Origin of the sequence: Flavobacterium sp. NKUCC04_CG (assembly GCF_019345525.1) — a bacterium.
In the GTDB taxonomy this organism is placed as follows: Bacteria; Bacteroidota; Bacteroidia; order Flavobacteriales; family Flavobacteriaceae; genus Flavobacterium.
On the sequence record NZ_JAHKRA010000002.1, the window covers coordinates 156451 to 180480 of the forward strand.

Annotated in this window: 16 protein-coding genes; 13 read left to right on the forward strand and 3 right to left on the reverse strand. The window is 36.6% G+C overall.

Features of this window, described 5'->3' with window-relative positions:
- Positions 1-9 precede the first annotated feature (9 nt).
- The 11 genes from KO524_RS02300 to KO524_RS02350 all read left to right on the forward strand — a co-directional run bounded on the left by KO524_RS02300 (position 10) and on the right by KO524_RS02350 (position 14841).
- Positions 10-798, forward strand: a complete 789-nt coding sequence (locus tag KO524_RS02300; protein ID WP_219289187.1) for an RNA methyltransferase — start codon at positions 10-12, stop codon at positions 796-798.
- A 9-nt stretch (positions 799-807) separates the two neighbouring features.
- A complete protein-coding gene (locus KO524_RS02305) occupies positions 808-2352 on the forward strand; it encodes a serine hydrolase (RefSeq protein ID WP_219289190.1) in 1545 nt (514 codons plus the stop codon).
- A 178-nt stretch (positions 2353-2530) separates the two neighbouring features.
- A complete protein-coding gene (locus KO524_RS02310; protein ID WP_219289193.1) occupies positions 2531-3169 on the forward strand; it encodes an outer membrane beta-barrel protein in 639 nt (212 codons plus the stop codon).
- A 135-nt stretch (positions 3170-3304) separates the two neighbouring features.
- Complete coding sequence (locus tag KO524_RS02315) at positions 3305-5521, forward strand: bifunctional (p)ppGpp synthetase/guanosine-3',5'-bis(diphosphate) 3'-pyrophosphohydrolase (protein ID WP_219289196.1); 2217 nt, start codon at positions 3305-3307, stop codon at positions 5519-5521.
- A gap of 110 nt (positions 5522-5631) precedes the next feature.
- Positions 5632-6081, forward strand: a complete 450-nt coding sequence (locus KO524_RS02320) for a Fur family transcriptional regulator (protein WP_219289199.1) — start codon at positions 5632-5634, stop codon at positions 6079-6081.
- Between the two features lie 33 nt (positions 6082-6114).
- Positions 6115-7386 carry an adenylosuccinate synthase gene (locus tag KO524_RS02325; RefSeq protein ID WP_219289202.1) on the forward strand — a complete coding sequence of 424 codons (1272 nt, stop codon included), beginning with the start codon at positions 6115-6117 and terminating at the stop codon, positions 7384-7386.
- A 104-nt stretch (positions 7387-7490) separates the two neighbouring features.
- Positions 7491-9131 carry an OstA-like protein gene (locus KO524_RS02330; protein ID WP_219289205.1) on the forward strand — a complete coding sequence of 547 codons (1641 nt, stop codon included), beginning with the start codon at positions 7491-7493 and terminating at the stop codon, positions 9129-9131.
- Positions 9132-9142: 11 nt separating this feature from the next.
- Positions 9143-10336, forward strand: coding sequence for an aspartate aminotransferase family protein (locus tag KO524_RS02335; protein WP_219289208.1), 1194 nt, complete (start codon positions 9143-9145; stop codon positions 10334-10336).
- A 107-nt stretch (positions 10337-10443) separates the two neighbouring features.
- Positions 10444-11844: a tetratricopeptide repeat protein gene (locus KO524_RS02340; protein WP_219289211.1), complete on the forward strand. Its 1401-nt coding sequence runs from the start codon at positions 10444-10446 to the stop codon at positions 11842-11844.
- 229 nt (positions 11845-12073) lie between these two features.
- Entirely contained in the window at positions 12074-12829 is a 756-nt protein-coding gene (locus KO524_RS02345) for a shikimate dehydrogenase (protein ID WP_219289214.1), read from the forward strand.
- Positions 12830-12960: 131 nt separating this feature from the next.
- On the forward strand, positions 12961-14841 hold the full coding sequence (locus KO524_RS02350; protein WP_219289639.1) for a DUF349 domain-containing protein: 1881 nt from the start codon (positions 12961-12963) through the stop codon (positions 14839-14841).
- Positions 14842-15083: 242 nt separating this feature from the next.
- On the opposite strand, the gene KO524_RS02355 is transcribed toward KO524_RS02350, so the two are convergent.
- Both KO524_RS02355 and gyrA read right to left on the reverse strand, forming a co-directional pair.
- Positions 15084-16352 carry a lipopolysaccharide assembly protein LapB gene (locus tag KO524_RS02355; RefSeq protein ID WP_219289217.1) on the reverse strand — a complete coding sequence of 423 codons (1269 nt, stop codon included), beginning with the start codon at positions 16350-16352 and terminating at the stop codon, positions 15084-15086.
- Positions 16353-16380: 28 nt separating this feature from the next.
- A complete protein-coding gene (gene gyrA, locus KO524_RS02360; RefSeq protein WP_219289220.1) occupies positions 16381-18930 on the reverse strand; it encodes a DNA gyrase subunit A in 2550 nt (849 codons plus the stop codon).
- Between the two features lie 256 nt (positions 18931-19186).
- Between gyrA and KO524_RS02365 the strand changes: the two genes are divergently transcribed.
- Both KO524_RS02365 and rimK read left to right on the forward strand, forming a co-directional pair.
- Positions 19187-21730, forward strand: coding sequence for an ATP-dependent Clp protease ATP-binding subunit (locus KO524_RS02365; protein WP_219289223.1), 2544 nt, complete (start codon positions 19187-19189; stop codon positions 21728-21730).
- A 74-nt stretch (positions 21731-21804) separates the two neighbouring features.
- Positions 21805-23169, forward strand: a complete 1365-nt coding sequence (gene rimK / locus KO524_RS02370) for a 30S ribosomal protein S6--L-glutamate ligase (RefSeq protein ID WP_219289226.1) — start codon at positions 21805-21807, stop codon at positions 23167-23169.
- 82 nt (positions 23170-23251) lie between these two features.
- Here rimK and KO524_RS02375 read toward each other — a convergent pair whose 3' ends face one another.
- Entirely contained in the window at positions 23252-23833 is a 582-nt protein-coding gene (locus KO524_RS02375; protein ID WP_219289229.1) for a DUF4142 domain-containing protein, read from the reverse strand.
- Positions 23834-24030: the final 197 nt, after the last annotated feature.

The following is a 24030-nucleotide window of genomic DNA, read 5'->3' on the forward strand; positions in this document are numbered from 1 at the left end:
AACATCAAAATGAAGAAAATCGACAGCCCGCAAAATGCTTATATCAAAACTTTGATTCAACTGCAAGAAAAATCAAAAAATCGAAAGCAAACGGGTACCTTTATCATCGAGGGACAAAGAGAAATACAATTGGCTCAAAAAGGCCATTATGCTTTGCAAACCTTACTGTACTGCCCTGAATATATAGAACAAGAAAAAGCCTTACACGGAATTGGACGCGGCAGCGAAATCATCGAAATTTCTAAGGACGTTTACCAGAAATTAGCCTATCGAGATACCACAGAAGGCCTACTCGCTATTGCAAAGACTAAATCGCTTCAATTATCCGATTTAAAACTGAGCGCAGCTCCCCTTATTTTAGTAGCAGAAGCACCTGAAAAACCGGGTAATATTGGTGCCTTACTTCGCACTGCCGATGCGGCAAATGTGGATGCGGTCATTATTGCCAATCCCAAAAGTGACTTATACAATCCCAACATCATTCGATCTAGTGTCGGAGCGGTTTTTACCACGCAGATTGCCATGGCAAGTACAGCAGAGGCAATCAACTATTTGAAGTCGCAAAACATTGCTATTTACTGTGCAACTTTACAAGATTCTACTGCCTACCACAGCCTAAATTATCAAGAAGCTGCGGCCTTTGTTGTTGGAACCGAAGCTAGTGGACTAACTGATGAATGGCGTTTGGCCAGTACGCAAAACATCATTATACCGATGAGTGGAGAAATCGACTCTATGAATGTATCTGTTGCTGCTTCCATATTGATTTTTGAAGCAAAACGACAACGCGGATTTTAAATTTACCCTATGAAAAAAACCTTATTTTTAATCGTTAGTTTTATCAGTCTACAAGCTTGGTGTCAAGTTCCCGAACTCCACCAACAAATAGACGAAGTTACGCGCAAAGCCATGGCCGCTTTTGATGTGCCGGGAATTGCTGTAGCCGTAGTAAAAGATGGTCAAATCATACATTCACAAGGATATGGACTTCGATCGATTGCTTCTAAAGAAGCCGTGGACGAAAATACCATGTTTGGAATTGCATCGAACAGCAAGGCTTTTACAGCAGCTGCTTTGGCTATATTGGTAGACCAAAAAAAACTCGATTGGGACGATAAGGTTATCCAATACATACCCGAGTTTAAAATGTATAATAAATATGTTACGGATGAATTTACAATCCGCGATTTATTGACCCACAGAAGTGGACTTGGTTTAGGAGCTGGCGATTTGATGATTTGGCCCGACGGACATGATTTCACTCCTCAAGATATAGTAGCGAACATTCAACACTTAAAACCCGTATCTGGATTTCGTTCACAATATGATTACGATAATTTATTGTACATCATTGCGGGAATTGTTATCGAGAGAATCAGTCATCAGAGTTGGGCTGAATTTGTTGAACAAAACATTATGAACCCGATTGGAATGACTGCTAGTGCTGGAAACTGGAACCGTTTAAAAAACAAGACTAATGCCATAGTCCCCCACGTACCCATTAACGGAAAATTGACAGTAGTGCCGCGATACACCAACACCATAATGGATGCAGCTGGAGGTATTTATTCAAACATTAATGAGCTGTCCAAATGGGTTCAAGTACAACTTAATGAAGGCCAAATAGGTGACCGAACACTGTTCAGTAAAACGGTACAGCACGAAATGTGGACACCACAAACCTGGATTCCAAACAGGACTACGGCACCATATTATTCGCTTTTTAATGCTTACGGTTTGGGTTGGCAACTCACTGATGTAGCGGGAACACTTCAAGTTTCTCACACCGGTGGTTTAGAAGGTATTGTTACACAAATCACGCTTTTACCGCAACAAAAACTCGGAATAATTGTATTGACCAACCAACAATCTGGAGCCGCTTTTCAGTCGATTACCAATACGATTAAAAATTACTATCTAAAATTACCTTACCAAGATTTTGTTGTTGAATACCAAAATCGCGTTCAACAAAATAATATTGAAGCAAAGGAAATTGTCAATAAAATCTGGACTACAGTAGAAAACAATAAAAAAGCCGCAACCTCCGTTATAGCATTAAACCAACTAATAGGTAATTATAAAGATGCTTGGTTTGGTGAGGTGAGCATTTATAAAAAGAAATCAAAGTGGGTGTTTGAATCCAAACGTTCTCCAGAACTTAGTGGTGAAATACACTTCTATCAAGATCAAACCTTTGTAGTAAAATGGTATAACGAATCTCTTGATGCCGATGCATTTATAAAATGGAATGTCAAGGACGGCCGTATAGAATTCTTTGAAATGGAACCCATTTCGCCTCTAACGGATTTTAGTTATGATTTTCAAGATTTGCATTTTACACCGAGTATTTAAAAAGGAAATGGAAAACAAATAAAAAATATTCAAAAAAAGCTGTATTAATTTGCTGAATTAATTTTTTAAGCTAAATTTGGGTGTTTTTAGTTTTTTTTAACAATCTATTAAAAACCATTATGCCTTTTCAACAACTATAACTAAACCAATGAATATGAATTGTTTTAAAACTACTTACATGAAGCAAAAAACGTTTTCTACATTAAAATTAACCATTGCTGCCTTAATTTTCACATTTGGTGTTTCGAGTCAAGCTCAGACTACAAAGGAAAAGCGTTTTATAAACGATTATAAATGGAAGGTATCTTTACAAATGAACATTATGGATTTCGGCTTTGATAAGGACGATCCAACGAATACGGAAAACTGGAATATGCTTTCATTTCCGTCAAGAGTAGCGATTGAAACCAATATCGTTAATCATTTAAGTGCAGAATTGGCTGTTGCTATGAATAAAATTGAGGAAGGTCATATGGTAAACGGACAAATAGCAAACAAAGATTTGGATGTTATTGCTGTTGACGCTAATTTTAAGTACAGCTTAGGAGGTTTGTTTAACATACCTATAGTTGACCCCTATATAGCCACAGGTGCTGGTTATTTACAACTTGATGGAACCAGTAATGCAACTTTTAACTATGGTGGAGGTATCAACTTTTGGTTGGCTGATTTAGCTTTTTTAAGAGATTACAGATATATGCGTGACCGTAGAATTAGTCGATTTGGATTAAACGTAGAGGTTATGGGTAAGAAAAACTTAAACGACGGACCGGGTAGTAATATGCAAGTAGCTGCAGGTGTGTTTTATATGTTCTAAAATCGCGTTCAATAAACCTATTAACTCCTCTTTTAGAGGAGTTTTTTGTTGTTAAATAGGCCATACAATAGCTCTTTAAAAATTTGCAATATCAAAAAATTTCGCTTAAATTTAGAATGATCAACCGCAACACATATGACCGAAATAGAAATAGAAAAAGAAAATAAAGCCATCGCTCAAGAGTATAAGGAATTGCTAAGAATAAGTTATCAAACCTTAACTGACGATGATAAAAAAATGATTCGTAAAGCTTTTGATGTGGCTGTTGAGGCTCACAAAAACCAGCGAAGAAAATCTGGGGAAGCCTATATCTTCCACCCTATTGCTGTAGCAAAAATTGTGGCTTCAGAAATTGGTTTAGGCGCTACTTCAATTGCCGCGGCCTTAATGCATGATGTGGTAGAAGATACAGATATTACGGTCGAACAAATAGAAGAATGGTTTAACCCAAAAGTAGCTAAGATAGTTGAAGGATTAACTAAAATGGCCTTATTGGAACCCGACTCCCATATCTCGATGCAAGCGGAAAATTATCGCAAGATGCTTTTGACGCTTAACGACGACGTACGCGTTATTTTAATCAAAATCGCCGACCGTTTACACAATATGCAAACCATGGAAAGCATGGCCGAATACAAACAGGCCAAAATAGCTTCGGAGACCTTGTATATCTATGCCCCACTAGCCCATCGTTTGGGCTTGTTTAACATCAAAACCAAATTAGAGGATTTGGGTTTAAAATACACCGAACCTGCCGTATATCAAGACATCGTTAGCCGTATTCAAGACACCAAAGAAGAACAAGAAGCTTATATGGATTCCATTTCTTCTGTCTTAAAAGAATCTCTAGACAAAGAGCAAATTGAATACACGATGAAAGGTCGTCCTAAGTCCATTTATTCGATTCGTCGAAAAATGAAAGTTCAAAACGTCACTTTTGACGAGGTGTACGATAAATTTGCCTTACGTATCATTTACAAATCCAAACCCAATGAAGAAAAATTCTTGGCTTGGAAAATATATTCTATAGTTACCGATCATTACCGCCCGAGCCCTAGTCGATTAAGAGATTGGATTTCTTCGCCCAAATCCACGGGTTATGAAGCCCTACACATAACAGTAATGGGTCCTAAGGGACGTTGGGTTGAAATACAGATTCGCAGTGAACGCATGGACGAAATAGCCGAAAAAGGCTATGCCGCACACTATAAATACAAACAAGGAGTAACGGAAGAAAACAGTTTAGACATTTGGCTTAACCAGTTAAAAGAAGCCTTGGAGAACGCAGAGAGTAATGCAGTCGATTTTGTTGAAGATTTTAAACTAAACCTCTATTCCAAAGAGATTTATATTTTTACACCAAAAGGGGAAATCAAATCGCTTCCAAAAGGAGCTACCGCCTTGGACTTTGCGTTTAGCATACATTCTGAGATCGGGATTCATACCCGTGGAACACGTGTCAACGGCCGATTAGTTCCTTTAAATCACATATTAAACAGCGGTGATCAAGTTGAAATCATGACTTCGGAACATCAAAAACCGAGCATACACTGGCTTGATTATGTAACTACCTCGCGTGCCAAAAATAAAATTAGAAACGTTCTTAATGAGAACACCAAAAAAATAGCAGAAGACGGTAAAGAAATTTTATTGAGAAAACTGCGCCATCTTAAAATCACTTTAGACGAGAAAACCATCAACGAAATGGTTAATTATTTTAAGTTAAAAACCAGTTTAGATCTTTTCTATCGCGTAGGCGTTGGTATGATTGAAAACCAACATCTAAAAGATTTTGCCGCATTAAAGAATAATACGTTAATCAATTTCTTTAAGAAAACGATGAAACGACAACCGAGCAATCACGCTGAAGTAATCCATAGTAAAGATACATCTCAGTTGGATTTGATTGTCTTCGGAAAGGATAATGAAAAATTAGATTACAAACTAGCGAGTTGTTGTAATCCTATTCAAGGCGATGATGTATTTGGTTTTGTTACTATAAATGAAGGAATAAAAGTGCATCGTAAAGATTGTCCAAATGCTATTAGTTTGCAATCCAATTATGCTTACCGCATTATCAATGCCCAATGGATTGACTCTTCTAAGGAAAATTTTGAGGCGACGATTAAGATTACGGGACTGGATTCTATTGGTTTGACCGGTGAGATTACAAGAGTCATTTCAAACAACATGACCATCAACATCAAAAGCATTTCACTAAGCGAAAATGCCGGGATTTTTAATGGTCAGATCACCATAACAGTACCCAATAATGCTTTGCTCAAAAAATTAATGGTCAACATTAAAAAAATAGAAGGCGTTGACAAAGTCACTCGGATTTATTCCAACTAGCATTAATAGAGTGAATTAGTTTAATTCAAATAATTATAAAAAAGGTAACACTATTAAATTTCATAACAAAAAAAATAGCCTTATCTTTGCAATTGATATTTAATATTCCAATGGAAACAAGTAAAAGTCAAGAAATTGTAAAAACTGTTTTTACAAAGTATTTAGAAGAGAGAGGGCATCGAAAAACACCGGAACGCTACGCTATTTTACAAGAGATATACGATAGTGAAGAACATTTCGACATCGAGTCTTTATATATAAAGATGAAAAACAAGAACTACCGGGTTAGTAGAGCAACTCTGTACAATACGATTGAGCTTTTATTGGAATGTGGTTTGGTACGCCGTCATCAGTTTGGCCAAAACCAAGCGCATTATGAGAAATCATATTTTGACAAACAACACGACCATATTATCTTAACCGACACTGGGGAAGTCATTGAGTTCTGTGATCCGCGTATTCAAACGATTAAAAAGACCATTGAAGAAATTTTTGATCTTGAAATCAATTCGCATTCCCTTTATTTCTATGGAACTCGAAATAAACCTACAGAAAAATAGTCCCGACCACTAATCTAAACAACACACATAATAATGACAGTAGATTTACTACTTGGCCTGCAATGGGGCGATGAAGGAAAAGGAAAAATTGTTGACGTTCTTACTTCTAAATACGACATCATTGCTCGCTTTCAAGGGGGACCTAATGCAGGACATACCTTAGAATTTGACGGAATCAAACACGTACTAAGAACAATTCCGTCAGGGATTTTTCATAAGAAATCCATCAATATTATTGGAAATGGAGTCGTTATTGACCCCGTGGTTTTCATCAAAGAAATTGCCGATTTGGAGAAATTCAATATCGACATCTATTCTCGATTGTTAATTTCGAGAAAAGCACATTTAATTTTACCAACACACCGTTTATTAGACGCCGCTTCAGAAGCTTCTAAAGGGAAAGCGAAAATTGGTTCTACTTTAAAAGGAATTGGCCCAACTTATATGGACAAAACCGGTAGAAACGGGCTTCGCGTAGGTGATATCGAATTGGTTGATTTTAAAGAGCGTTATACGGCTTTAGCAGAAAAGCACAAATCGATGATCACTTTTCACGATGTGGATTTACAATACAATCTAGCGGAATTAGAGGAAGAGTTTTTTACTGCTATAGAGCAATTGAAAAAACTTACTTTTATCGATAGTGAGGAGTATATCAACAACGCGATTAAAGAGGGGAAATCCATTTTGGCAGAAGGCGCTCAAGGCTCTATGTTGGATATCGATTTTGGAACCTATCCGTTTGTGACTTCTTCAAACACTACTGCTGCAGGTGCTTGTACTGGATTGGGAGTTCCTCCAAATAAAGTTCAAAAGGTTTTTGGAATTTTTAAAGCCTATACTACTCGTGTTGGTAGCGGTCCTTTTCCTACGGAATTAACAGACGAAACCGGCGCAAAGATGGCAAGTATTGGAAAAGAATTCGGATCCGTTACCGGTCGTGCTAGACGTTGTGGTTGGCTGGATTTAGTCGTTTTAAAATACGCTGTTCAAGTTAATGGTGTTACAGAACTATACATGATGAAAGGCGATGTACTTTCCGGTTTTGAAACCCTACAAATTTGTACGGCTTACCAATACCAAGGAAACGTAATCAAACATTTACCTTACAATATTGAACCGGAAAATGTAACTCCTATTTATGTGGAGAAAAAAGGCTGGAAAGCAGATTTAACTCAATTGACTGAGTATGATCAATTTCCTGCTGAATTTAAAGAATATATCGAATTTATAGAAAGTGAAGTTGGCGTTCCAATCAGAATTGTTTCTGTTGGTCCAGATAGAAAACAAACGATTCTAAAATAATTAACTCAAAACACTTTCTTCGGAAAGTGTTTTTTGTTTATAAATAATTCCCAATTAAATTTTTCTGAACTTTTTTTCTTTAAATTTGAACAAAAATTCTAGATTTGAAAACAATACCTTTATTTTTTCTATATTCTTTTCTTCTTTTCACCTTCGCGGCAGCGGCACAAAACAAAAAAAGTATCATCATTAAACACGCTGATTACAGCGACATCAATCAAGCAGAAATTCCCGATGCCGTTTTACTAACCGGAAATATTGAAGCCGAACACGATGGCGTCTTAATCAATTGCAATAAGGCCTATTATTTCGAAAAAGAAAACTACATCAAACTCTTTGGAAATGTTATCATGAACCAAGGAGATACCATACATATGAACAGCCGCTATGCCGAATATAACGGTATGAACGGATTTGCCTATGCCAATGGACAAGTGGTCATGCGATCACCCAATTCCATGCTGGAAACCGACACCATTCACTTTGATCGCAATCAAAACATTGTTTATTACAATTCATTTGGAAAAATAACCAATGAAGGAAATATATTGACCAGTAAGGCTGGTAAATACTTAGTCAACGAAAAAAAGTTTCAGTTCTTTAATGCGGTTACCATTACAACCGACCAAGGCACTGTTGTGAAGTCAAACCATTTAGACTTTTATGAGGTGCCCCAGCATTCTTATGTTTTTGGACCTTCTACTATTACCAATAAAGACAATTATATCTATACAGAAAACGGTTTTTATGATGTAAAAAAAGACATCGGCAAGCTCATCAAAAAATCGCATATTATTTACGACAACCGCCGTATTGAAGGCGATTCGATGTATTACGATAAAAAAAACGACTTCTCCTCTGCCACCAACAACGTCAAAATAACGGATACCATCAATAAAATGATTATTCGTGGTCATTATGCCGAAGTTTACAGAGCGCAAGATTCGATGTTTGTTACCAAAAAAGCATTGATCACCACGGTAACTGAAAACGATTCGGTTTATATTCATGCCAAGCGAATTTTGGTTACTGGAAAACCCGAAGCTAGAATCATTCGTGGTTTTAACGACGCCCGTCTTTATAAAACGGATATGAGTGGAAAAAGTGATTCCATACACTACAGTCAAAAACAGGGTTTAACCCAAATGATTGGCAAACCGGTGGTCTGGAACGGAAATAGTCAACTCACGGGGCAACTGATTCATTTAATCAACAACCCGATTACAGAACAATTGGACTCCTTAAAGGTTTTAAATAATGCCTTTGTCATACAACAGGACACCCTGGGAAGCGGCTTTAATCAAGTCAAGGGACAAAACCTCTATGGTAAATTTAGGGACAACAAAATGTATCAAATAGATTTGGTGAAAAATGCCGAAATCATTTATTATATGTATAACGATGACGACGAGTTTATCGGAATCAACAAAGGGGTTTGCAGTTCGATTAATTTAGAACTCGAAGACAATAAAATACAAACCGCTACCCTATTTGTAGAACCCAAAAGCGAAATATATCCCGAGACCGAACTACCTGAAAATGCTCGTAAACTCCGAGATTTTAATTGGCGTGGTGATGAGCAAATTCGGTCTTTAGACCAAATTTTCCCCGAATCGGAACTCGCTCTTGATGTTCAAATACAGAAAGAAAGTAAAATTCAACAACAACAAGCAGAAACTCCCATGGAGATTCAGGCGGAAAGCATAGGAAAACAGCAAAAAGTAAAAAGTAAAACAAAAAAATAACACCTCCGATCATGAGAAAGGATTTTTTCAAATATCAAGCACAAACATCTCCAAATCCATTAGCCATGGAAGTTTCACACGCTAAAGGATCTTATATATACGACACCAATAACAAAAAATATTTAGACTTCGTAGCAGGCGTTTCCGCATGTACTCTAGGACATCAACCCCAACGTGTACATCAAGCTATAAAGGATCAATTAGATAAATACACCCACGTTATGGTCTACGGAGAATATATCCAAGACCCGGCCGTAGCTTTCTGTAAATTATTAGCCGAAAATCTACCTGCACAGCTAAACAAAACGTATTTGGTCAATTCGGGTACAGAAGCAACAGAAGGCGCTTTAAAACTGGCCAAACGCGTAACAGGCAGAAGCCAGCTCATTTCGTGTTTAAACGCCTACCACGGCAACACTATGGGTTCGATGAGTGTGATGGGCTGTGAAGACCGCAAGCGCGCTTTTAGACCCCTATTACCCGATGTGGATTTTATCACGTTTAACAAGGAAGAAGACCTACAAAAAATCACGACTAAAACAGCTGGAATCATTTTAGAATCCATTCAAGGTGGTGCTGGTTTTATAGAGCCTAAGGACGATTTTTTACAAAAGGTGAGAAAACGTTGTGACGAAGTTGGTGCTCTGATGATCTTAGACGAAATACAACCGGGTTTTGGACGAACTGGCACGCTTTTTGGCTTTCAAAACTATAATGTAGTTCCCGATGTATTGGTTCTTGGAAAAGGTATGGGGGGCGGTATGCCAGTTGGCGCTTTTACAGCCAATGAAAAACATATGGATTTACTTTTTGACAATCCTAAATTTGGTCATATCACTACTTTTGGTGGACATCCTGTGATTGCTGCTGCTAGTTTAGCAACCTTACAAGAATTGGTAGAAACCGATTTGATACCACAAACACTGGAAAAAGAGAAATTGTTTCGCTCTTTATTGGTGCATCCGTTGATTTTAGAAATTCGCGGACGTGGATTGATGCTCGCTCCAATGACAGCAAGCGATGACATTACAAATCAAGTTATTATGAGATGCCAAGATAAAGGTTTAATTTTGTTTTGGCTTTTGTTTGATGGCAAAGCGATTCGAATAACCCCACCGCTAACGATTTCAAACGAAGAAATTCATGAAGGTTGTCAAATAATCTTAAAGGTTTTAGACGAAATTCAACAGGAAATAGGTTTGTAAAAACCGTTTCAAAAAAAGAAATCATAGTCAAATTTAACTATGATTTCAAAATTAATCCCAGCTTTTTTTCATATATTTAGACTGAGGATAACATAAAAGCGTTTATTATGTATTTAAGCAACGAAGAAGAAGAATATAATTTATCCCTTTCCCGTTTTGAATCGATGCTAAAAACAAACAAAGTTTTGTTTTTTGATTCTGAAGAATTTGAAAATATCATTCTTCATTATCTCGATTCGGGAAAAATGAATCTGGCAAAGAGAGCTTTAAAACTCGCGTTAGAACAACATCCTAATTCTACAGGATTAAAATTAGTACAAGTAGAATTACTAATCTTTCAAGACAAATTAGAAACAGCCGATCGTTTGTTAAACGAATTGCACGCTATAGAGCCGACTAACGAAGAAATTTACATACAACGAGCCAACATTTACTCTAAAAAAGGGCAACATGAAAGCGCTATTGAATTTTTAAAAATCGCTCTTGATTTAACGGAGGACTTCTCCGATGTCTATTCCCTTTTGGGTATGGAATACCTGTTTATAGACGAAATCGAATTGGCCAAAGAAAGTTTTATACATTGTTTAGAAAACGATGAAGAAGATCAATCGGCCTTATACAATGTGGTTTATTGTTTTGACTTCTTAGCGGAAAATGAAAAGGCAGTTGACTTTTTAAACGAGTTTATAGAAAATGATCCCTATAGCGATATCGCATGGCATCAATTGGGCCGTCAATACTTTACCTTAAAGAGATATGAAGAAGCCGTAAGGGCTTTTGACTATGCCACTTTAATTGACGAGCATTTCCTAGGAGCCTATCTCGAAAAAGGAAAAGCCTTGGAAAAATTAAAAAAACATCAAGAGGCCATAGACAATTACATGATTACCTTGGAATTGGACAATCCCTCTTCCTATGTGTTAATGAGAATAGGCAATTGTCATGAAGAACTGGGCAATAGCGAAATGGCCTTGCACTATTATAAGAAAACCGTTCATGAGGATCCGCTTTTAGATAAGGGATGGATTTCATTGACCGATTTCTTTATCAAGGAAGAGAAATACGAAAAGGCATTACATCATTTGGAGAAAGCAATCAATATCGATGATCAAAACGAAAAATATTGGATTCGATATGCTGCTTTAAACAAGAGTTTATTGCATTTTTCCGAAGCGGAAATCGGTTATCAAAAAGCCATCGAACTCGGCAGCAATCAACTATCAGATTGGACGAGTTGGGCCGATGTACTCTACTTATTGGGCAAATATGAAACGGCGATATCCAAATTGTTAGAAATTTCAGAAACGCATCCAGACGATCCCGAAGTAGCTTACCGTTTGTCCGTAATTTATTTTACCTTAAATGATATTGAAAAGGGAAGCTTCCACTTGACCATAGGTTTGCAGAAGGACTTTGAAAAAAAATCAATAATCGAAGAATTGTTTCCATCCGTTTGGGAAAATCCAATCGTACAAAATACCATTGAAAAATATCCGTTTTACAAATAAAAAAGCTGTCCTTCGGGACAGCTTTTTTACTTAAAATTCAAAACCAAAAATTACTGTAATGATTAAGGATGACTGCGGCAAAAACAGACTCGCCTTCAACAGCAAACAGCACTAAAATAGCGAATAAAAGAATCCACAAAAAAAAACGGTTTAATTGGTGTAAATTAACGGTTTTTTAGTAATCTTGTCCTTTCAAAAGCAAATGCATAAAACGTAAATTAGGTTAACGATGGGCAAGAGAAATCAATACGGATTAATAGGGAAAAACATAGCATATTCCTTTTCAAGACAGTATTTTACAAAGCGCTTTAGTCAAAAAGGCGACACACAAAGCACTTATGAAAACTTTGATCTAAACGACATTTCAGAATTCACTCGAATCCTTGCCGATAACCCCAATTTAAAAGGACTTAACGTCACCATTCCGTATAAGGAATCCATTATACCCTATTTGGATGAAGTATCCACTAAAGCGCTTAAAATAGGTGCTGTCAACACCATTAAGATTTCTAAGAAAGGTAAATTAAAGGGATACAACACCGATTATTACGGATTTTTTAAATCTTTAAAACCCCTATTAAAGAACAAACCGGACAAAGCGTTAATTCTAGGAACAGGAGGAGCGAGTAAAGCGATTTATTACGCCTTACAGGAACTAAAAATCGAAACCCAATTTGTATCTCGGAACCCAGAAGAAGGGGTGTTAAGTTATGAACAACTGACACCAGCTATTTTCCATTCGCACTTGTTGGTGGTCAATACTACTCCTTTGGGAACCTATCCTCTAGTCGATCAAAAACCAGACTTGGATTACAGTTTATTTACCGATAAACACTTGGCATATGATTTAACTTACAATCCGGAAGTCAGTGCTTTTCTTACTGAAGCACAAAATCGGGGGGCGCAAATTAAAAACGGATTGGAAATGTTGGAATTACAAGCTGAAAAATCATGGAAAATATGGAATAAATTAGCACTTAGCTAAGAAAATTCATTTTTAGCCAAAAGATTTGGTATATATAAGATTAATTCCATTTTTTTACAACTTTTCTTTTTCAAGCTCGCTAGTGTTTTGTATCTTTCCGAAAATAATGTTAAACATTAAGCATTTAAATGATGTTAGAAGAAAAGAATGATAACCTGCACAGGGATGCAGACGGACTTAATGAAGTTTCATCTCCTGAAATTGTACCAACCGATCAACAACAAGCTGTAAACTCCATTTTACTTTCCAATGCGGAAGAAAGTGAAGACAATACTGCCAATGAATCCAACCATATTCCAAAGTTAGATTATGACTCTTTAAGTATGGAAGCCTTAACCGATGAGCTGCAAAAGCTGATTTCATTGGAGAAAATCACGGCTATTAAAGACCATGCGGAAGAATTGAGAAAAGCTTTTTTATCGAAATACAACGATTTTATCGAAGAGAAAAAAGAAGCCTTTATGGAGCAAAATCCAGAATCCGAAACGGAATTTGAATATGAATTTCCATTAAAGAACTTTTTTGAGACTTTATTTAACGAATATCGCGATAGAAAAAATGCTTACTACAAACAACTTCAAAAGAACTTAAATCAAAATTTAGACAACCGTATTGCCATAATCGAAGAGCTAAAAACCCTTATAGATGATGCAGACAACAGAAATGATGCGGTTAAAAAATTAACGGCTTTAAGAGAAAAATGGAACCACGCAGGACCAATACCTCGCGACAAATACAATCATGTTTGGAACAATTACCATTTTCATGTAGAACGTTTTTACGACCAATTGCATTTGGATCGTGAATCACGTGATATGGATTTCAAACACAATCTCGAACAAAAGCAAAAAATCATCGCTCGCGTAGAAGAACTATTGCAAGAGGACGATATCATTAAAGCTTTTAGAGAACTACAGACCCTTCACCGAATTTGGAAAGAGGAAATTGGTCCAGTTGACCGTGAAATTAGAGAGGAAATATGGGAACAATTTAGTGACCTGACCAAACAAATGCACGACAAAAGGGAACAATTATTCGAAAAACTTCGTGAAGCAGAAACGGATAACCTATTAAAGAAAGTAGAGATCATCACCGAAATGGATCAAATCTCTCGCGAAGAAATGACCAGCCATAATGCCTGGCAAAATCAAATCAAAAAAATTGAAGCACTTCGCGCTCGCTTTTTCGCTATAGGAAAAGTTCCCGCAGAGAAGAATGAAGAGACTTGGTACCTATTTAAATTAGCTACCCGTAACTTCAATATCAACAAAAACACCTTTTACAAAGATCTTAAACACGATCAACAGCAAAATCTTACCAAGAAATTGGCACTTATTGAAAATGCTCATGCATTAAAAGATAGTGAAGATTTTGAAGCCACTACGCCTCAAATGAAGCGCATACAAGACGAATGGAAAAAAACGGGACATGTACCTAAAAAATATTCCGATAGTTTGTGGAAAGAGTTTAAGGACGCTTGTAATCATTATTTCGACAAATTGCACTTAGCAAGAAATCAAGAAAATGATGAAGAAGCTGCCTCATACAGTAAAAAGAAAGAATATTTAGACCTTTTAAAGGAATTCCAACTTTCTGGTGACCATAAAACTGATTTAGAAGAGATTAAACTCCATATCAACAATTGGAAAAACATCGGACGTGTTGCACAAAGCAAACGTTTTATTGAAGGAAAATTCAATAAAATACTAGATGTTTTATTCGATAAATTAAGCTTGAGTAAAAAGGAGACGGAATCCGTTAAGTTTAACAACCGACTAGATCAATTGGCAGAATCAAATGACCAAAGAAAGATTCAAAATGAAACTGTTTTTATTCAAAGAAAAATGGAAGAGTTAAAATCGGAAATATTTCAATTGGAAAACAACATCCAATTTATCTCCAATGCCAAACCCGATAATCCATTTGTCAAAGAAGTGTATAAAAACATTGAAAAGAACAAAGAAGAATACAAGATGTGGGCAGAAAAATTAAAACGCATTAAGGAACTGTAATCCGCGATTTAAAAACCTATAAAAAAAAGAAAGACTGTCTCCAAATCGAGACAGTCTTTTTTTATGCTATAATTACTCTCAAAAGCCTTATCCTATCGATTCTAAAACAAAATCGGTGATTCTCTTACATTACAATTACTAGCTAGACTGTGCCGACTTATACCATGCTATGAGTTAGGCTGAGAAAATAAAAAGCAAAAAAAACCGTCATAAATGACGGTTTTTTTAATATACTTTCAAAATTACTTTGATTCTAAAGCTTTCAATTCATTTTTCATTTCCAAAGCTTTATAAATACCTTTTAAAGTACCTATGGCTTCTTCATTATTAGGATTGATGCTTAATACCTTTTTTAAATCAGGAATGGCACTTTTGTAAATTCTTTCCTTTTCCTTCTTTAACTCGTCGTATTTCTTATTGTCTTGAGCAGACATACCCAAGGCATTCATCTTATTTGTCAAACCTTCATCCGGCATCAACTTAAGAATTGCTAAGTTTAAATATGCATTTTCAGACTTTGGATTAATAGCAATCGCTTTTTCATAATATTGCTGTGCCTCAGTATATTTTTTAGCTTGGTAACTGGTTACCCCTAAATTATACAACAACACATCATCATTAGGATTTTTAGCCAAAGCTTCTTTAGCTAATTCTTCATATTTACCCATGTTGTTTGACTTCAAATACATATCCATTTGAGTCAACAATAGGTTCATATCACTAGGATCCGCTTTACGAGCCTCAATCAAGGCTTTTTCTGCTTCCTCATATTTTCCTTCTTGATGGTAAATCAAGGCCATATTTTTAACGATTTCTGGTCTCTTAGAACCTTCCTTAACAAACTTAGGTTCTTTATGAGTCCCTTGCTTAATCATTAAATCTCTCATTTTAGAATCCTTTCCAAAACTCTGAACTTCACCTGTTGTTTTTTCAACAGCTGTATAGTACGACTCTTGTCCTGTAAACCCTAAATCCATTAATTTTTTATAATTGCTTATGGCACCGTCATAATCCTTTGAATTTACCGCCGTAGAAGCTGCGTAATAAAGATAAATGGTATCTGTCGGATTTAACTCATAAGCTTTGTTAAAACGCTTGGTTGCTTCGGTATAGCGTTTTGCATTATTGTCTTCAATCGCTTTGTTAACTACAATTTGCCCAACAGCTTTTAACTCTTCTTGAGCTTGTTTGGTATATTTAACCGATTTAGATGCTTTTTCAAGATTAATAACTTGGTTATAAGAAGCTACTACTTCATCAATATTTTTATCTAAATCCACTTTTTTCTTAGCTTGCTCATAAGCCAAATTCCCCTTTAGGAAATAGTACTGTGCTTTTTGAGCATCATTTGCATTGGATAACAAGGCCTCCACTTTTGATAATGCAGCCTGGGTTTCTTGAACATCGCCTTTTTTAATAGCGCGTTCTGCATCTTTTAATTCGCTTTTTTGAGCCATTGCTAGCCCAGAAATCATAAGAGCAGAAAGTGCGTAAGCATATCTTCTATTCATAATTATTCTATTTTTAATTTGGTTTGTTTTATTGTTCTAGGTCTTCTTCAATTATATCTGTGTCGTTTTCTTGATCCGCATCTTCATCGATTGCATCGACTACAACTGCACCTTCTTCTCCTTCGAGGATTTCTAAATCATCTTCCGGCATTACTTTGGCTACAGCAGCAATAGAATCGCTTCCCTTGATATTGATCAATCGAACTCCTTGAGTGGCTCTACCCATAATTCTCAAATCGGAAATTCGCATTCTAATGGTCAATCCAGATTTATTAATAATCATCAAATCATCCTGATCAGTCACTGAATTAATCGATACTAACAAACCGGTTTTATCGGTTATATTCATCGTTTTTACTCCTTTCCCACCGCGATTCGTTTCACGATATTCTTCAAGAGCAGAACGTTTTCCGTACCCATTTTCAGAAACCACTAAAATCTCACTATCCAAATCACTAACAGAAACCATACCAATTACTTCGTCTTTATCATGTGCCAAAGTAATTCCACGAACCCCAGAAGCTGTACGGCCCATTGGGCGTGTTTTTTCTTCGTCAAAACGAACCATTTTTCCAGACTTCACAGCAATTAAAACCTTGCTTTTCCCGTCTGTAAGCTTTGCTTCTAACAATTCGTCATCTTCTTTAATCGTAATGGCATTAATTCCATTTAATCGCGGACGAGAATATTGTTCTAAAGGCGTTTTCTTCACTTGACCCTGTTTTGTGGCCATAATCACATAGTGACTGTTGATATATTCCTCATCTTTTAAATCTTGAGTACAAATAAAAGCTTTCACCTTATCGTCGTTCTCAATATTTATCAAGTTTTGAATGGCACGTCCCTTACTGGTTTTGGTACCTTCCGGTATTTCGTAAACACGCATCCAGAAACATTTCCCTTTTTGTGTAAAGAACAACATATACTGGTGATTGGTCGCTACATACATATGCTCTAAGAAATCTAAATCTCTAGTACCCGCAGATTTTTGTCCAACCCCACCTCTATTTTGTGTTTTGTATTCTGAAAGAGACGTTCTCTTGATATATCCCGCATGAGAAATGGTAATCACCACTTGTTCATCGGCTATTAAATCTTCGATACTTACATCACCACCAGCATATTCAATCACAGAACGACGAGCATCGCCATATTTTGTTTTTATTTCCGCCAATTCCTCTTTAATCAAATTCATTCTCAGCTCTTTACTAGCCAATAATTCTCTTAAATGAGTAATTAATTTCATGATTTCGTCATATTCAGCACGTAGCTTATCTTGCTCCAGTCCTGTCAATTGACGTAAACGCATTTCTACAATAGCACGAGCTTGAATCTCTGACAAACTAAATCTCTCGATTAATTTAGCACGAGCTTCGTCGGTATTGGAAGAAGAACGAATCAAAGCAATAACCTCGTCAATATTGTCAGAAGCGATAATTAATCCTTCTAAAATATGAGCGCGTTCTTCTGCTTTTCTCAATTCATATTCCGCTCTACGAGTCACCACTTCAAAACGGTGCTCTACGAAATAATGAATCAATTCTTTTAAATTCAACATCTGTGGACGTCCATTTACCAATGCAATATTATTGACACTGAAAGACGATTGCAGTTGTGTGTATTTATATAGGGTATTTAAAACGATATTCGGAACGGCATCTCTTTTAAGTACATAAACGATACGCATACCGTTTCTGTCCGATTCATCACGAATCGTAGCGATACCTTCGATTTTTTTATCATTAACCGCTTCCGCAGTTTTTTTAATCATTTCCGCCTTGTTCACCTGATATGGAATCTCGGTAACAATAATGCATTCGCGTCCATCTACTTCCTCAAAACTAGCTTTTGCACGCATCATTACACGTCCTCGACCTGTTTTAAAAGCTTCACGAACACCTTCATATCCGTAAATTGTACCTCCTGTAGGGAAATCGGGTGCTTTGATATGATTCATCAATTCCTCGATTTCGATATCCGTATTATCGATATAAGCCAAAGTACCATCAATAACTTCCGACAAGTTGTGTGGAGCCATATTGGTAGCCATACCAACCGCGATACCCGAAGCACCGTTGATCAATAAAGTAGGTACTTTAGTAGGCATTACTTTGGGTTCTTCTAAAGTATCATCAAAGTTTAATTGAAAATCTACCGTTTCTTTGTCGATATCCGCTAGAATTTCTTCTGATATCTTTTTCATTCTAGCTTCGGTGTACCTCATTGCTGCAGGACTATCACCATCAACTGATCCAAAGTTACCTTGACCATCAACTAATAAATAACGTAAACTCCAATCTTGAGCCATACGAACCATCGCATCATAAACAGAAGTATCTCCGTGAGGGTGATACTTACCTAGTACTTCCCCTACAATTCTCGCGGATTTCTTATGAGCTCTATTGGACATTACTCCTAGTTCATACATTCCAAACAATACTCTTCGATGAACAGGTTTTAAGCCATCTCTAACATCAGGAAGCGCTCTTGATACAATAACCGACATTGAATAATCAATGTAAGCTGATTTCATTTCGTCTTCAATGTTAATGGGAATTAACTTTTCTCCTTCAGACATAAGTATATAAATTAAAAATTGTCAAATATTAAAACGTGCTAATATACGAATTTTAGCTGTTTTTATGCTATTTTTATTCATATATTTCATCACGAACCAAAGATTTGAATCGCTGTTTTATTTTAAAATAATAAGGGCGTATATTTTTATTTTTCATTTTTTTTTCGTCTCTTAGCATAAGTCACTTTCGAGATAGGTACACTTTTTGCATTTACCTTGTCAACCAATCATTCACCCTATTTAAAGATTAATATACATGGACGATAATTTTTCACCAAGAGTTAAAGACGTGATTACCTATAGTAAAGAAGAAGCCTTACGTTTAGGTCACGACTTTATCGGTACGGAGCACCTATTATTAGGTATCTTGAGAGATGGTCAGGGAGAAGCTATTACAATTTTAAATAACCTAGATATTGATTTAGATTTTTTACGAAATAAAGTAGAAGTTTTAAACCCCATCAACCCCAATAAAGACTTGCAGTCAGACAAGAAAAACTTGCATCTGACTCGCCAAGCAGAACGCGCATTGCGCATCACCTTTTTAGAAGCGAAAGTCTTTAAAAATGAAACCATTAGCACTGGCCATTTGTTGCTGTGTATCTTAAAAAATAACGACGACCCCACAACCAAACTCTTAAACAAGTTAAAAGTGGACTATGAAATCGCAAAAGAAGAGTTTACATCTATACTTTCTAATGAAGAAGGTAGTAGCAGTACGTCTTATCCTAAAGCCGAAACCTTCGACGAGTCAGGACAAGATGACAGTTCAACTGACAGCACCTTTAATAATCCTACCTCAAAAACGACAAAAAAATCCAAAACACCTGTTTTAGACAATTTTGGGAGAGATTTAACAGAGATGGCTGAGGCCGGAAAATTGGATCCCGTTGTCGGTAGAGAAAAAGAAATAGAACGCGTTTCTCAGATTTTGAGCCGCCGAAAAAAGAATAACCCCTTGCTTATAGGTGAACCAGGAGTTGGAAAATCTGCTATAGCAGAAGGACTTGCCCTACGAATTATACAGAAAAAAGTTTCGAGAATACTCTTTAATAAACGCGTAGTCACTTTGGATTTGGCCAGTTTGGTTGCCGGAACCAAATACCGCGGTCAATTTGAAGAACGTATGAAAGCGGTGATGAATGAATTGGAAAAAAATACGGATATCATTCTATTTATCGATGAAATTCACACTATTGTCGGTGCCGGTGGTGCCACCGGTTCTCTGGATGCATCCAATATGTTTAAACCCGCTCTTGCTAGAGGCGAAATCCAATGTATTGGTGCCACTACCCTAGACGAGTTTAGACAACATATAGAAAAAGATGGTGCCTTAGAACGTCGTTTTCAAAAAATCATAGTAGAACCAACTACTATAGAAGAAACGATTACTATACTAAACAACATCAAAGGAAAATATGAAGACCACCACAATGTAATCTATACACCTGAAGCTATTGAGGCCTGTGTAAAATTGACCAGCCGATATATGTCTGATCGTTTTTTACCGGACAAAGCTATCGATGCTATGGACGAAGTAGGTTCACGAGTACATATAACCAATATAGACGTTCCAGCAGAAATCATTGAACTGGAGAAAAACCTCGAATTGGTGCGTGAAGAAAAAAACGATGTGGTTAAAAAACAAAAGTACGAGGAAGCCGCACGCTTGCGCGATGACGAAAAACGCATAGAGAAGGATTTGGCTATTGCCCAAGAAAAATGGGAAGAAGAAACCAAAACCAATCGGATTTTGGTTACCGAAGAAAACGTAGCCGATGTAGTATCGATGATTACGGGTATTCCCCTAAGTCGAATCGAACAAACTGAAAGCAAAAAACTGGCTTTATTACCTGAATTGATTAAGGGAAAAGTAATCGGACAAGACGAAGCCGTTGCCAAAATATCCAAAGCAATTCAACGTAATCGAGCAGGCTTAAAAGACCCTAATAAACCCATAGGTTCGTTTATATTTTTGGGACAAACAGGAGTGGGGAAAACGCAATTGGCCAAAGTAATTGCCAAGGAAATGTTTGATTCCGAAGATGCTTTGTTGCGCATTGATATGAGTGAATATATGGAGAAATTTGCCATTTCTCGTTTGGTTGGAGCGCCTCCAGGCTATGTTGGCTATGAAGAAGGTGGACAATTGACCGAAAAGGTTCGAAGAAAACCGTATTGCGTGATTTTGTTGGATGAGATTGAAAAAGCCCATCCAGACGTTTTTAATATGATGCTACAGGTATTAGACGACGGCCATTTAACCGATAGTTTAGGTCGAAAGGTAGATTTTAGAAATACCATCATCATCATGACCTCGAACGTAGGAGCACGTCAACTAAAAGATTTTGGACAGGGTGTTGGTTTTGGAACTCAAGCTAAAATGGATCAAAGCGCCGAAAACTCAAAATCGATTATAGAAAACGCTTTGAAAAAAGCTTTTGCACCAGAGTTTATCAACAGAATTGACGATATCGTTGTATTTAACACTTTAGAAAAAGAACATATTCACGCTATTATCGATATAGAAATAAAAAAACTATACGACAGAGTAGCCGAATTGGGATACACTTTAGAGCTAAATATAGAAGCAAAAGACTTTATTGCCGATAAGGGATTTGACCGTCAATTTGGAGCGAGACCGCTAAAAAGAGCGATTCAAAAATACGTAGAAGACCCTTTAGCAGAAGAGATAATTAATTCAAAAATTCATGCCGGAGATCAAATAAAAATGATTTTATCCGAGGACAAAGAATCTTTGAAAATAGAGATAAATCACGTTGAAAAGCCTACTAATTAGTAGGCTTTTTTTTCCAGATTTTATATTAGCTATTCTAAATAATAGTACTAATTTAGTTTTACAAATACAGACAAATGTTAAACAAAGTTATTGTAAGTAGTGAGGAGTGGTGTACCCTTCCTTCTCTCGGAATTCCCATTATTAAAGCTCGTGTAGATTCCGGAGCTAAAACCTCTGCCCTACATGCAGTTAATATAACGCCGTTTGACAAAAACGGTGAAAGTTGGGTGAAATTCGATGTTAATCCGATTCAGAATAATGTCAAAACGGCCTTACATTGCGAGGCCAAAATGATTGATAGACGGATTGTAAAAAGCTCTAGTGGTTACCGCGAATCGCGCTTTGTTATCCAAACAGAACTCGATTTAGGAGGTACTAAATGGGAAATCGAACTTACTTTAACCAATAGAGACTCGATGGGATACCGCATGTTACTCGGGCGCGAAGCCATGAGTGGACGTGTATTGGTCGATCCAGAAAAACACTTTCTATTAGGTCAACCTACTACAGAAAAAATAAAAGAATACTACTATACCAACGTTACAGAAAAAAAAGGATTACGCATTGGTTTACTTGCCAGTAATCCCGATTTATATAGCAACAAACGAATTATGGAAGCCGGTGAAGCTCGTGGGCATGAAATGCATTTCCTAAATTTAAAGTATTGTTATATGAAACTCGATGCCAATCAGCCTGAAATTCATTATCGAGGCGGAAGGGTTTTGAATAATTTTGATGCTGTTATCCCTCGTATTAGACCGAGTATGACTTATTACGGTTGTGCCTTAACACGTCATTTTGAGTCTTTAAAAGTATTCAGTTTAAACAATGCCGCAGCCATTACCCAATCGCGAGACAAATTATACTCTTTACAATTACTGCTAAACAATGGCGTAGACATTCCTACAACCGGTTTTGCAAACTCTCCATTAGACACCAACGATTTGATTAAAATGGTAGGTGGCTCACCGCTAATTGTAAAATTATTAGAAGGAACTCAGGGTAAAGGTGTCGTATTAGCTGAAACCAAAAAAGCGGCAGAAAGTGTTATCAATGCGTTTAAAAGTTTAAATGCCAATATTTTGGTGCAGGAATTTATTAAAGAAGCCAATGGTAAAGATATTCGCTGCTTTGTAATTGACGGGAAAGTCGTTGCTGCCATTCAAAGAGAAGCCTTACCGGGTGAATTTAGAGCTAATATCCACTTAGGTGGAACAGCTTCTATTATCAAGGTAACCGCTGAAGAGAAAAAAATAGCCATCAAAGCTGCCAAAGCAATGAACTTAAAGGTCGCTGGAGTAGATATTATCCGTTCCTCAAAAGGGCCTCTTCTTCTAGAAGTTAACTCTTCTCCAGGTTTAGAAGGTATTGAAGGCGCTACCAACAAAGATATCGCTGGCGAAATGATTAAAGCCATCGAGAAAAATTTCAAATGGTAATATAAAAACAAAGGGCTGCCGTTATCCGACAGCCCTTTGCTTTTCTCACTATTGAGGTTTTTACGGCTAGATTGTAAAATTGTTATGGCAACACCTTCCATATTCGATTAGCCTCTGCCAAATGCGTTTTAAGCATTACTAATTTCTCATCCGCCCATTCCTTTATATCTGGGTCAATAGTCTCCTTGCAAACCGATGACAACGCATCTATAGCATCGGTATTATCTTCGATGACCGTATGGATATATTGACGATCAAAAGCTTTTGAATCCGTTTTAATAAGTTTATTCAACTCTTCGTTTTTCTCCGCAGAAAAAACTCCCGGCAACATTACTTCATGTACTACAGCCAAATCACTTACTTGCTGTTCCGTTAGTGCGTGTTGTTCTACTATATCCCTAGCTAACTCCCTCACTTCTATAGAGGTGCCTTTTTGTTGTGCAAGCTTGCTGATTTTCATTTGAAACAAATTAAATTCAGCGGCATCAACCAAAATCTCAGCCATATCTTCCTTGTATTCGGAATCCACTATATGAGGCTTGTTTGAATTTTCAGAAGAAAGGCTTGTTTCTGTCTCAACGATAAGCTCCCTCTTACAAGATAATAATCCCAGCAAACCCACTATAACCAAACTCAAAAACAACTTTACTATGCTATTTTTCATAAGATATCGTTTAATGTTCTCTTATAAAAATAGCAAAATACTACTTAAAAACGCTAGTTTCTAGATTTTTTTCCAAATTAAACAGCATTTACTTAAAAAATAATACAAATTTATATCCTAAGATATAGGGATAATTTAATATCAGAACATGCTGAAAAATCAATTTAAAACAATACATTAGAGCTTTATTAAATTCC